This window comes from Streptomyces botrytidirepellens (genome assembly GCF_003721215.1).
In the GTDB taxonomy this organism is placed as follows: Bacteria; Actinomycetota; Actinomycetes; order Streptomycetales; family Streptomycetaceae; genus Streptomyces; species Streptomyces himastatinicus.
The window spans coordinates 1-12,189 of the sequence record NZ_RIBZ01000314.1 but is presented as its reverse complement, the minus strand read 5'-3'; the positions used below and the strand labels follow the sequence as shown (position 1 = coordinate 12,189).

The window sequence follows — 12,189 nt, the reverse complement described above, 5'->3', positions numbered from 1 at the left end:
GCATGAACGTATTGATCCTGGGCGGCTCCGGGTTCCTGGGCACGGCCGTGGCGCAGGCGTGCGAACGCGGCGGCGCCACCGTCCGGGTGCTCTCCCGCAGCGGTCGCACCGCCGTCGGCGAGGGCGTCCGCGGCGACGTACGGATGCCGCGCCTCGGCCTGTCGTCCGCCGATCTGGCCCGGGTCCGGGAGCAGACCACCCATGTGGTGCTCTGCTTCGGCTCGGTGTCCTGGACCTCCGGCCCCGGTGAGGTGCTGGAGACCCACAGCTCCGGGATGCGCTCCGCGCTGGCCTTCCTGCGCGAGCTGCCCGCACTGCGGCAGGCCGTGCACATCTCCTCGCTGCTGGCGCTCGGCCGCGCCAAGGGCCGGATCACCAACCGCGAGCTGTACACCGGCCAGCGCTTCCGCAACTGGTACGAGTACGGCAAGTACTGCGCCGAACGGCTGGTCCGGGACACCCCCGAACTCCCCGTCGGCGTCGTCCGCTTCGGCCCGGTGCTCGGCCCCGACCCGCGCGGCGGACGGCCCGACACCCGCCACGGACTGCCGATGGCCTTCCCGCACCTGCTCGCCGGATACCCGGTGCACCTGGCCCGGCGCGGGGACTTCCCCTGCTGGATCACCGACGCGACCTCCGCCGCGCAGATCGTGCTGAAGGCGCTCACCACACCCATCGGCCGGTCCACCTGGACCTGGTTCGACCCGGCGATGCCCACCCTGGGGGAGGTGTTCACCGAGGTGTGCCGCCCCTGGGGCGTGGTGCCGAAGATCGTCGAGGCCGGGCCGCTCGGCCGGTTCACCCGCCTGATCGGTGAACGGGTCGGTGCGCCGAAGGAGCTGACCGAGTACACCGAGCCCTGGTTCGACCTGGACGTGAACGTCCTCAAGGAGATCCCCGAGCCCTGGCCCGTCCCCGACCCCGACTACCTCGGGGCCACCGGTGAGGCGCTGCGCGGCGGTACCGAGAGGAGGGCCCTCGTATGACCGAGCAGGCGACCGAGCAACCGCAGACCGTGGAGGTGTCGGTCGACACCGATCCGCATCCGTACTTCCGCGTCTACTCGGCGGGCAACTTCGGCGAAGTGGCCCCGCAGCGGCTCTCGCCCATGTCCTGGTCGCTGGTGGGCGACCCGATGGAGCGCGGCACCCGGGCGCTGGCGCGGCGGCTGTGGGGCCGCCCGGCCTGGGCCGAGGGTGGACACTACGTCTTCGTCGGCTACTTCGGCTGCCGCCCGTACCACAACCTGGCCGCCTACTGTCATCTGTCCGCCTCCATCCCGGGACTCCAGCCGAGCGACGTCACCGACGCCTACTTCGAGGGCATCGACTCCCCGGAGGAACTCACCGCGCTGCGCTCCGGCCGGGTCCGCCAGGTCGCGGGCAGCGCCAAGCTGCTGGGCGAACTGCGCGACACCGGACCGCGGCTGCGCGCCCTGGAGGAGCGGGTCGCCGAGCTGGAGTGGGGGCTGCGCGCCGCGACCACCACCGACAGCCCCATCGCGCTGGCCGGGGTGCTGCGCGACGCGCTGCCCGTCCTCGAAGAGGCCTGGGCGGTGCACATCCTGACCACCTCCGGTCTGGTGCCGGTCACCGCGCTCCAGCGGCGCGTCTACGGCAAGCTGCTGCGGCACGGCAAGGAGATCGCGCACTGGCTGACCCGGCCGCGCGAACTGGTCTGGGACCGGCTGCACACCGCCGCGTCCACCCTGGACCCGTACGGCCCCGGCGACTTCCTGGCCTCCTCCTTCTACGAGGTCGCGGACGACCAGGCGCCCTGGCAGGACTACGCGGTGCGGCACAAGCAGGTGGCGGGCGGCAGCGGCGAGGCGTCCGTGGCGCCGATCGACCCGGCCGAGGCCCTGGCCGGGATGGTCTCGCCCTGGCGCAGCCGCACCGTACGGTCGCTGGCGGTCGCCGTCGGCGAGATGATGGCCGGGCGCGAGCACTCCAAGTCCCTCGCGATGCGCACCCTGCACGTCTACCGGCGGCTGCTGCCCGCGCTGGCGTCCTCGATGGGCGGCGACGCCGACCTGTGGCCGTATCTGACGATCCGGGAGTTCACCGAACTGGCCACCCGGCCGGGGCTGATCGAGAGGGCCCGGCCGCGTATCGAAGCCTGCCGGGCGGCGCTCGCCACCCCGATGCCCGAACACCTCGACCTCACCGGCGACGACGGGGTGATCCGGCCGTGGCTGAGCCGGACACCCCAGGGGCTGCGCGGGGTGGCGCCCGGTATCGGCACCGGCACCGTGATGACCCCCGAGGGCGATCTGCCCGACGACCCCGTGATCATCGTCTGCTCGTCCGCCGACGCGGACATCGCCCCGCTGCTGCCCTTCGCCGAGGGCGTGCTCAGCGAGCGCGGCAGCGATCTGTCGCACATCGCGATCCTCTCCCGCGAGTACGGGATTCCGTGCGTCGTGGGCTATCCCGGCGCGGCCTCGCTGCCTGCGGGCACGGCCGTTTCCATCAACGGCAGTACCGGAGAGGTGAACATCCTTGACCCTTCCTGACTCCACCCGAACGTCCGCGAACACCGAGACCCTGACCGCCCTGGAGGAGGTCTACGCCCAGGTCAAGCGGGTCCAGCGGGATCTGCGGCCGAGCGATCGCATCATCCAGGACCTGGAGATCGACTCGCTGGCCACCCTGGAGATCCTGCTGGCGCTGGAGGAACGCTTCGGCGTGGCGCTGGTCGACAACCCCAAGGCCGCCACCATCACGACGGTCGGCGACCTCGTCGGACTCCTCGACGAACTGCGCGCCGACGCCACCACGACATGACGACGGGAGACGCATTGCTTCCCGAAAGCGACACCGACACCGCCGCCTTCGACGTCCTGCACACCCTGGTCATCAAGGGCATGGCAGCGGCCGACCCCCTGGTGGCGGGCGCCGGGCACGACCGCGAGGACGTCCTCGCGGAACTGGAGAAACTGCGGGCCGACGGGCTCGCCACCCACATGGAGCGGCGCGGGCTGTGGCGCATCACGGCCGAGGGCCGCGAGCGGCACACCGCGCTGATCGCCGACGACCTGGCAGGCGACGGCCGGGACCGGCTGCGACCGGGTTACGAGCGCTTCCTGCCGGTGAACGACCGGTTCAAGGAGCTGTGCACCCGCTGGCAGCTCCGTGACGGCGCCACCAACGACCACACCGACGCCGCCTACGACCAGGCGCGGGTGGCCGAACTCGGCGCCGTGCACGACGAGGCCGTCACGGTGATCAGTGAACTGGTCGCCGTACGCCCCCGTTTCGGGCGCTACGCCGACGGGCTCACCGGTGCCCTGGCCCGGCTGCGCGACGGCGACCACAAGGCGTTCACCGGCGTCATGTGCGACTCGTACCACGACGTCTGGATGGAGCTGCACCGCGATCTGCTGCTCTCGCTGGGGATCGAGCGGGAGGCCGAGGAACGGGCGGGGACGGCGCGGTGACCGGCGCGGACATCCCCGTGGGCCTTCCTGCGTTCGGCGCGGACACGGTGCTGCGGCTCACCGGCGAACTCGGCGACGGCGACCGGGCCGCGGTCGGCGGCAAGGCCGTGGGGCTCGCCGCGCTGCTGCGCGCCGGGGCGACCATCCCCGACACCTGGGTGGTGCCGGTCGGCGCCGAGCCCGCCGCCGACGACCTCGCCCGGCTCGCGGCGGTCGCCCCGCGCTGGGCGGTGCGCAGCTCGGCCACGGTCGAGGACGGGGCGGCGCTCAGCTACGCGGGCATGTTCCGCAGCGAACTCGACGTTCGCGCCGACGACTTGGCCACCGCCATCGCCGCCGTACGGGACTCCGCGCGCAGCGGCCGGGTCGCCGCCTACCGGGAGCGCACCGCGTCCGGACCGGTGCTCGACGTCGGGATGGCGGTGCTGCTCCAGCCCTTCCGCACCCCGGTGCGCAGCGGGCTGTGGCTGGGCCGCGGCCCCGGCCGGGGGCGACTGGAGTGGGTGCGCGGCAGCGGCGACGCCCTGGTCTCCGGCGCGGTCACCCCCGCCTGGGAGGAGTGGACGCCCGAGGGGCCCGCCGGGGGATCGGAGCCGGGGCCGCTGGAGAGCGGCGGGCTGCCGGTCGGCGCGGCGTGCGTCGCGGTGCAGAACGCGCTCGGCATGCCCGCCGACCTGGAATTCGCCCTGCTCGACAGCGGCCTGGTGTGGCTTCAGTTCCGGCCGATGACCACCTCGCTGGGGGAGACGCCGGGGCCCGCCGCCGAGACGGACGGGACGGACGACAAGGACGCGAAGGTCGTGCACGGCATCGCGGCCTCCGCCGGGGCGGCCACCGCCCGGGCACTGCGGCTGCGGGACATCGACGACCCCCGCTGGGAGCCGGGCGCGGTGCTGCTCGCCGAGCAGACCGACCCGGACTGGGTCCCGCTGATGGCGGAGGCCGCCGCCCTGGTCACCGCCGAGGGCGGGATGCTCTGCCACGCCGCCATCGTCGCCCGCGAACTCGGGGTGCCCTGTGTGACCGGGGTCGGCGCGGCGGCGCTGGAGCGGCTGGCCGCGGGCGGCCCGGTCGCGGTGGACGGCTCGGCGGGAACGGTGGCGATCCTGTGACCCCGGTACGCGAGCCCGCGACCCCGGTGCGCGAGGAGCTGGCCGATCTCGCCGACGAGCAGCGGGAGTTCGGCGCCCTGGTGCGGTCCCTCGCCGACGACGACTGGGTCCGTGACTCGGCGGCGGACGGCTGGACCGTGGCCGACCAGGTGTCCCATCTGGCCGACACCGAGGAGGTCGCCCGCGACACCCTGGCGGGTGGCCCGCGCGCGTTCGCCGAGGCCGTCCCCGCGTACCCGACCGCCGAGGACTTCACCGCCGCCGGGTGCCGCCGGGGTGACGGGCTGTCGCCCGGCGACCTGACCGCCTGGTGGGACCGGGCCGGTACGGCGACCCGCCGGCTGATGGCGGAACGCGCCCCCGGCGACCGCGTGGCCTGGGGATTCGGCATGACCACCGAGGTGTTCGCCACCGCCCGGCTCATGGAGCACTGGGCGCACGGCCTGGACATCCGGGACGCGCTGGGGCTGCCGGTGGCCGAGACGCCCCGGCTGCGCCACATCGCGACGCTCGGCCACGCCACCCTGCGCTACGCCCTGGGCCGGGCCCGGGTGCGCCCGCCCGCGGACCGCACCCTGCGGCTGGAGCTGACGGCGTACGACGGCACCGGCCACACCGTCGGACCCGACGACGCGACCGATGTGCTGCGCGGCCCGCTGCTGGCGTGGTGCCGGGTCGCGACCCGGCGCACCCGGGGCGCCGCGGCGGGGGAGTTGACGGCCGACGGCGAACTCGCCGAACTCGCGCTGCTGCACGCGCGGGCGTATCTGTGAAAGCGAGGCAGGACGGTAGTGTGACGTCATGGTCAAGGTGGAGAAAGAACAGACAATCGCCTGTACACCGGAAGCCTTCCTCGACTTCGTGATGGACATCGAACGTTACGTCGAAGTCGATGACAAGGTCGGACCGATCTCCTGGGTGCGCAGGAACGGCAATCTCACCGAGTTCAAGTTCCAGCCCAGGCTGCCCGGGCTGCGGCTTCCGGAGCCGAAAGCCATCGCCCAGATGCGGCTCACTCCGGGCTCGTGCATCGACATCCGGCTGGCGCCCTTGCCGCTGAACAAGTTCAATCACCGGATGGCCGAATTCAGCGCCCGGTTCTCCTGTGTGCCGGTGGACGGCGGCATCCGGGCCACCCGCATGATTTCCTTTCAGTTCAACCCGCTCACCCGCTGGATGCTCGATCCGGTTCTGCGGCGCACCATCCCCGGGTCGGTGGAGCGGGAACTGCGGCTGAGCAAGGAGATCCTGGAACGCGCGTAGTGACGCTACAGGGGGAAACCCATGGCTATACCCGCGGACGACACCCCGGCCCCGGCCGGGGAACAGCACGCGCACGTCATCGTGATCGGCGCGGGATTATCGGGGATCGCCGCCGCGGTCAAACTGCGGCGCGGCGGCATCACGGACTTCCTGGTGCTGGAGAAGGCCGACCGGGTCGGCGGGACCTGGCGGGAGAACACCTATCCGGGGTGCGCCGTCGACATCCCCTCGTCGATCTATTCCTTCTCCTTCCACCCCAACCCGGGCTGGAGCAGGAATTTCGTCGGCCAGCCCGAGCTGCTGTCCTACATCGAGGACACGGTGGAGAAGTTCCGCCTCGCCCCGGCCCTGCGCTTCGGCACCGAACTGCTGGAGGCCGCCTGGTCCGGGGACCGCCGCCGCTGGATCCTCGACACCAGCCGGGGGCGCTTCGTCGCCCAGCACGTCATCTTCGCCTCCGGTCTGCTCCACGAGCCGGCCATCCCGTCCCTGCCGGGGCTGGACGGGTTCCCGGGCGACACGTTCCACTCGGCCCGCTGGAACCACGACGTGGACCTCACCGGCAAGCGGGTCGCCGTCATCGGCACCGGCTGCTCGGCCATCCAGCTCGTGCCGGAGATCCAGCCGCAGGTGCGGCAGCTGTACGTCTTCCAGCGCACCGCCGCCTGGGTGATACCCCGGCTCGACTTCCGGGTCCCGAGGCCCGTCCAGCGGCTCTTCCGGCACGTCCCCGTCACCCAGCGGCTGTTCCGCGGCGTCTGCGACGGCTTCCTGAAGACGCTGGCCCTGATCATGCGCCGCCGAAGCGTCGCCCGGCTGCTCACCCCGGTCGGCAAGGGGCTCCTCCGGCGCCAGGTGCCCGACCCCGAGCTGCGCGCCCAGCTGACCCCGGACTTCACCGTCGGCTGCAAGCGGCTGCTGCTGTCGAACACCTACCTCCCGGCCCTGACCCGGCCCAACGCCCGGCTCGTGCCGCACGCCCTCGCCGGGGCGGACGGCAGCGAGCTGATCGCGGCGAACGGCGAGCGGGTGGAGGTGGACGTCGTCGTCTTCGGCTCCGGCTTCGAGATGCGCCATCCGCCTATCGCGACACGGATCCGCGGGCGGGACGGCCGACTGCTCTCCGAGACCTGGAAGACCAAGAGCCCCGAGGCCTACCGGGCCACCACCCTGCCCGCCCTGCCCAACGCCTATCTGCTGCTCGGCCCGAACATCGTGATGTACAACTCGCTGCTCGCCCTCGCCGAGGCCCAGCTCGACTACGTCGTGGACGCGATCCGCACCGCACGCGCCCGGGGCATTGACGCCCTGGAGATCCGGCCCGAGCCGTTCCGCTCGTTCAACGACGAGGTGCAGCGCGGCCTCGCCTCGACCGTCTACAACACCGGCGGGTGCAGCAGCGTCTATCTCGACGAAAACGGCAAGAACTTCGTCACCTGGCCATGGTCCACCAAAAGGATGCGCAACGGCCTGGCCCGCTTCGACATCGAGAACTACGCGACGACCCCTGCGGAGCGCTGAATGTACGACTACACCCAGCCCTTGAGCCGGAGCGAGGCGAGCCGGGCCGACGTACGGCAGCAAACGGACATCGAGCTGAGCGGCAAGGAATGGACCCTGCTGCCGGACGTGTTCTCCCCGGTGCACTCGAAGTCCAGCCTGGCCCATCTGTCCCTGCTGGAATTCCCGGTCGGCGGCACCTTCCTCGAAATCGGCTCCGGCATCGGCCTGATCGCCGTCGAAGCCGCTCTCGCGGGCTGCCGCGCCGTATACGCCACCGACCTCAATCCGGCGGCGGTCAAGAACACCGAACTCAACGCCGAGCGCTTCGGCGTCGCGGACCGGCTCACCGCCGTCCACAGCGACCTGTTCGACGCGCTCCACGACGCACCCGCGTTCGACGTGGTCTACTGGCATTCCAACAATGTGTGGGCACCGCCGGAACTCGACCTGACCCCACACGAGCTGGCCTATGTCGACCCCGGATACGAGGCACACCGGCGGTATTTCCGCGAGGCGAGGAATCACCTCGCGCCCGGGGGCCGGGTGCTGATCGCCCTCAGCAGCCGGGCCGGGCGCCCCGAACTGGACGAGCTGGCGGCGGCCGGGAAACAGCGGCTGATCACCCTCGACTCCACCACCGTGGACGAGCCGGAAGGCCCCGTGGTCTACGAACTGCTGGAACTCGTCACGCGATAACCCGGTCATCCGGAAACCCGGCCCATTCCGAGAAGAGGCCCACCCTTGATCTTCGACAAGCTGCTGAGTCTGCCCAGTGATGCCGAGCCCTGGATCGTCGACCACCAGCCGATCGCCGTCACGGCCGAGGACGAGAAGGTACGGCCGGGCGACGTCGCCGACGCCGCCGCCCGCGGCGCGACCGCCCTGCGGTCCCACGGCATCGAGCCGGGACGGCGGTGCATCGTCTGGCTGGAGTCCCCGACGGACATCATCGTCGCCTACGCGGCCATCACCGCCCTCGACGCGGTGCCCATCCTGATGAGCCCGACCCTCTCAGGACCGGTCGTCGCCTCCATGGTGGAGAACGTCTCCGGCATCACCGCCGTCATCTCCACCGACGCTCGGCTCGCCGAGAGCGAGAAGACCTTCCCGGACATCGGCACCTTCATCGACTGGCGCGACATCGCCGCCGAACTCCCCGACCACAAGCGGATATCCCGGCCCCGCGAGGTCGCCTCCGACGCCGCGTACGTCGTCGTGCACACCTCCGGCACCACCGGCACCCCCAAGCTGGCCGAATGCTCCAGCGCCAGCATCCAGTTCAACGCCCGCGTCCAGGCCGTCATCCACTGGCTGTCCCGGCTGGACGGCCACCTCGCCCTCGCCATCTCACCCGTGCACGGCCGGACCGTGGTCGGCATCCTCGCCGCCCTCATGCGCAAGGCGCCGCTGCTGCTCCTGGAGGACGACTCCCCGGACAACGTGGACCGGATGCTCAAGCGGCACCGGCCCACCTATCTGGAGACCCACCCCAACACCTTCCGCGCCTGGCAGCACCTCGCGCCCGGCGGCGCGTTCCGCTCGATCCGCTTCTTCGGCGCCGGATTCGACGTCATCCACCCGGACACGGTCAGCGCCCTGCTGAAGGGGTCGGACCACCGCTTCGCCGTCTGCGTCGAGGTCTACGGGCAGAACGAGACCGGGCCCGTCGCCATCCGCAGCCACCTCAAGGGCACCCAGAAGCCGCTGCGCGCCCTGCGCCGGCTGCGCCGCGCCAAGCTGCTGCGCGGCCACCCGGCCGGGCCCCGCTTCCCGTTCTGCCGGGTCCGCATCGTCGACGACTCGGGGCGGCCCGTACCGTCCGGCACCCCCGGGCGCATGGTCGTCAACACCCCCGGGGTGTTCTCGGGATACATCAACCGGCCCGATCTGACGTCCAAGAACTACCCCGACAAGCGCTGGTGGGACACCGGCGACTGGGGCACCAAATCGCGCACCGGACGCATCACCCTGATCGACCGCCAGGTCGACAAGGTCTCCGGCGCCATCAGCGGCATCGGCATCGAGGACATCCTGCTGGAGAAGTTCCCCGAATTCCTGGAACTCGTCGTCCTGGAAAAGAACGGCACCCTCCAGCCCGTCCTGTCCCTGCGGCCCGGCGCCACCTTCCGGCGCAAGGCCTGGGAATCCGCGTCCCGCCGGCTCGCCACCATGGCCGAGCCCGTCATCATCCCCGACAGCGAGTTCCCCCGGACCGTCACCGGAAAGATCAAGCGGGAACAGCTGAAGAAATCGCTGGCCGAACAGCGCCTTTCCACCAGCGTCTGAGGGAGCGTGCTCATGACCGCCACCAGCGCGTCCGGCACGACGTCCGACGCGACGAAGACACCGCTCGGCACCAAGCTCATCGGGTACGTCCAACTCGGCAAGGTCCGGATCTACCACCACGCCTACGGCTGGATCCTCGCCCTGCTCCTGCTGCGCCTCGACGGCCGGGTCGGCGGCGACACCGCGGCCGCGCTCGCCCTGACCCTGCTCATGGTGTGCGCCACCCAGTGGAGCGGGGGCGCCGCCGATGACCTCGGCGGCTTCCGGGACGGCAGCGACGCCCGCAACTACGCGGGCCGCCCCGCCTCCACCGTCGCCAAGAAGCCCCTGCTCACCGGGGTGCTGACGGAGCGCGATGCGGTCCGGTTCGGGATCGTGATGTGGGTGATCGCGATCGCCGCCGGGCTCGGGGCCGTGGCCAGCCTGGACGGCACGGCGCCGCCGGCCGCCGTCCTGGTGATGCTCGTGGGGCAGATCGCCTCGGTGCAGTATTCGATGGGACTGAAACTCAGTTATCTGCCCGGCGGCCTCGAAGTCACCATCTTCTATGTCATCGGCTGTATCGGCCTGGTGCCGTACTGGCTGATCGCCGGCCATGTCAGCACCGAATCCCTGATCGCCAGCGCCCTGGTCGGCCTGTGGTTCCTGCTGATCGTGTCCTACGGGAACGCGTCCGACAAAGAAGGCGACGCGGAGGTGTCCCGTTACACCATGGCGGTCCTTCTGCCGCCGGCGGCATTCAAGGTATTCCTGGGTCTGCTCTTCGCCGCCAGCGTCACCCTGCTGACCCTGCTGTTCACCACCACGCGATTCGATCCACTCCTCGGGCTGACCGTCGTGCCCGTCGTCGTGCTCCACGCCGTGCAGCTCTATTACGGTGCCGGAAAGGAAGAGTGGCGAAAGGCGCGTTTCATCGGGCTCAGCTCGGTCGATCTGGGATGTCTGGGATTGGCGCTCGCCTTCGTTCTCGCATGAACGGCCCCGAACGGCCCCCCGACGGGAGAGCAGTGCAGTGAACGGCGATATGACAGCGGCCTACATCACCGCCCTCGGCGATGCGGACGACATCCGGATCGGGCCGCTGCCCCGTCCCGTACCCGGCCCGGGCGAGGCGCTCGTCCGGGTCGGGGCGGTGGCGGCCAACCGCGTGGACACCTTCGTCCGCTCCGGCGCGTACGCCACCGAGGTGCCCTTCCCGTTCGTGATCGGACGGGATCTGGTCGGCACCGTCGAGACCCCCGCCGGGACCTTCGCCCGCGGCGACCGGGTGTGGTGCAACAGCCTGGGCCACGACGGCAGACAGGGCTCCTTCGCCCAGTACGCCGCCGTGCCCGTGGACCGGCTCTATCCGCTGCCCGCCGGGGTCGACCAGGGAGCGGCGGCGGCCGTGCTGCACACCGCCGGGACCGCCCACCTCGGCCTGTTCCGGGACGCCCGCCTCCGGCCGGGGGAGACGGTCCTCGTGGAGGGCGCGGGCGGCGGCGTGGGCAGCGCCGTGGTCCAGCTTGCGACCGCGGCCGGGGCGCGCGTCATCGCCGTCGACCGCGCCGAGAACGCCGAGTGGTGCCGTAGCTGCGGGGCGGACCAGGTCCTGGACCGCACCGACCCGGAGGCCCCCGCCACGGTCCGCCGCCTCGCCCCGGACGGGGTCGACGTCGCCTGGGACTGCTCCGGGCGCCATGACTTCGAAACGACGATCCCGCTGCTCGCCCGGGGCGGCCGCGTCGTCCTGATGGCCGGGATGGGGGCGCGCGCCGTGCTGCCCGTCGGCGCCGTCTACACCCGCGACATCAGCCTCCACGGCTTCGCCATCAGCAACGCCTCGGTGGCGGACCTCGCGGACGCCGCCGGGACCATCAACCGCGAGCTGGCGAGCGGCCGGCTGCGCGGCAGGGTCCGCGCCGAGCTTCCGCTGACGGAGGCGGCGCGCGCCCACCGCCTGCTGGAGGGCCGCGAGGGCGGCGCCGGTGGCCCGGGCCGCATCGTGCTGATCCCCTGACCGAAGAGAAAGGAAGGCCGTTACGTGCCGCGTCTGCTCAGCAAGGAATGGTGGGAACAGCGATTTCTGCGGATGTACGACTCCTGGCGGGACCCGGTGACCTGGCATGTCACGGCGACCCCCAACGGCCCCGGTGACCTGCGGCAGTTCAGGCGCCGCCGGTTCGCGCTCCTGGTCACCTACAAGCGCAGCGGCGACCCCGTCCCGTCGGCGATGTGGTTCGGCCTCAAGGACGGCCGGGCGTATCTGCGCACCGGCTGCGACTCCTGGAAGGTGCGGCGGATGCGCAACAACGACCAGGTGCTGTTCGCGCCGTCCAACATCCGCGGCAGGCCCAAGGGCGCGGTCATCCCGTGCACGGCGCGCATCCTGCCGGACGAGGAGAAGCCGAGCGCCGCGCAGATCATCGTGGACTCGTACGGCAAGGGCCGGAAGCTCTACGACCGCACGGTGGCCACGGTGTACGAGGAGGCCGCGTACATCGAGATCACCCCGAACGCCCTGCTGAAGGCCGAGGCGGAGCGTGCTGCGGCCCAACGGGCCAGGGACTGAGCAGCGGCCATACGGCGCCGGGCGCGTCCGGGACC

At 71.7% G+C, this 12,189-nt stretch carries 13 protein-coding genes; all 13 read left to right on the top strand.

The window, feature by feature from the left end; all coding sequences use genetic code 11:
* The first annotated feature begins 2 nt into the window (after positions 1-2).
* The 13 genes from EEJ42_RS26920 to EEJ42_RS26860 are packed head-to-tail and all read left to right on the top strand — an operon-like array spanning position 3 to position 12,154.
* A complete protein-coding gene (locus EEJ42_RS26920; RefSeq protein ID WP_184503291.1) occupies positions 3-986 on the top strand; it encodes an SDR family oxidoreductase in 984 nt (327 codons plus the stop codon).
* Positions 983-2,515: a PEP-utilizing enzyme gene (locus EEJ42_RS26915; RefSeq protein WP_123103792.1), complete on the top strand. Its 1,533-nt coding sequence runs from the start codon at positions 983-985 to the stop codon at positions 2,513-2,515. Before EEJ42_RS26920 ends, EEJ42_RS26915 begins: the two co-directional genes overlap by 4 nt.
* Positions 2,502-2,786, top strand: a complete 285-nt coding sequence (locus EEJ42_RS26910; protein WP_123103790.1) for an acyl carrier protein — start codon at positions 2,502-2,504, stop codon at positions 2,784-2,786. Before EEJ42_RS26915 ends, EEJ42_RS26910 begins: the two co-directional genes overlap by 14 nt.
* Positions 2,783-3,439: a MarR family transcriptional regulator gene (locus EEJ42_RS26905; RefSeq protein ID WP_148082037.1), complete on the top strand. Its 657-nt coding sequence runs from the start codon at positions 2,783-2,785 to the stop codon at positions 3,437-3,439. Before EEJ42_RS26910 ends, EEJ42_RS26905 begins: the two co-directional genes overlap by 4 nt.
* Complete coding sequence (locus tag EEJ42_RS26900; protein WP_123103786.1) at positions 3,436-4,551, top strand: PEP-utilizing enzyme; 1,116 nt, start codon at positions 3,436-3,438, stop codon at positions 4,549-4,551. The genes EEJ42_RS26905 and EEJ42_RS26900 overlap by 4 nt, the downstream gene beginning before the upstream one ends.
* A complete protein-coding gene (locus EEJ42_RS26895) occupies positions 4,548-5,324 on the top strand; it encodes a maleylpyruvate isomerase family mycothiol-dependent enzyme (protein WP_184503290.1) in 777 nt (258 codons plus the stop codon). The genes EEJ42_RS26900 and EEJ42_RS26895 overlap by 4 nt, the downstream gene beginning before the upstream one ends.
* Before the next feature lie 28 nt (positions 5,325-5,352).
* Positions 5,353-5,814: an SRPBCC family protein gene (locus EEJ42_RS26890; RefSeq protein WP_123103782.1), complete on the top strand. Its 462-nt coding sequence runs from the start codon at positions 5,353-5,355 to the stop codon at positions 5,812-5,814.
* Between the two features lie 21 nt (positions 5,815-5,835).
* The gene (locus tag EEJ42_RS26885; protein ID WP_123103780.1) at positions 5,836-7,335 is read left to right on the top strand and encodes a flavin-containing monooxygenase; all 1,500 of its coding nucleotides are present in this window, start codon (positions 5,836-5,838) and stop codon (positions 7,333-7,335) included.
* Positions 7,336-8,013 (top strand): methyltransferase, encoded by a 678-nt coding sequence (locus tag EEJ42_RS26880; protein ID WP_123103778.1) that lies wholly within the window; start codon positions 7,336-7,338, stop codon positions 8,011-8,013.
* A 45-nt stretch (positions 8,014-8,058) separates the two neighbouring features.
* On the top strand, positions 8,059-9,603 hold the full coding sequence (locus EEJ42_RS26875; RefSeq protein ID WP_184503289.1) for a class I adenylate-forming enzyme family protein: 1,545 nt from the start codon (positions 8,059-8,061) through the stop codon (positions 9,601-9,603).
* 12 nt (positions 9,604-9,615) lie between these two features.
* On the top strand, positions 9,616-10,578 hold the full coding sequence (locus EEJ42_RS26870) for a UbiA family prenyltransferase (RefSeq protein WP_123103774.1): 963 nt from the start codon (positions 9,616-9,618) through the stop codon (positions 10,576-10,578).
* A gap of 49 nt (positions 10,579-10,627) precedes the next feature.
* Positions 10,628-11,602 carry an NADPH:quinone reductase gene (locus tag EEJ42_RS26865; RefSeq protein ID WP_184503288.1) on the top strand — a complete coding sequence of 325 codons (975 nt, stop codon included), beginning with the start codon at positions 10,628-10,630 and terminating at the stop codon, positions 11,600-11,602.
* A gap of 24 nt (positions 11,603-11,626) precedes the next feature.
* Positions 11,627-12,154: a PPOX class F420-dependent oxidoreductase gene (locus EEJ42_RS26860; protein WP_123103770.1), complete on the top strand. Its 528-nt coding sequence runs from the start codon at positions 11,627-11,629 to the stop codon at positions 12,152-12,154.
* The last annotated feature ends 35 nt before the right edge of the window (positions 12,155-12,189 follow it).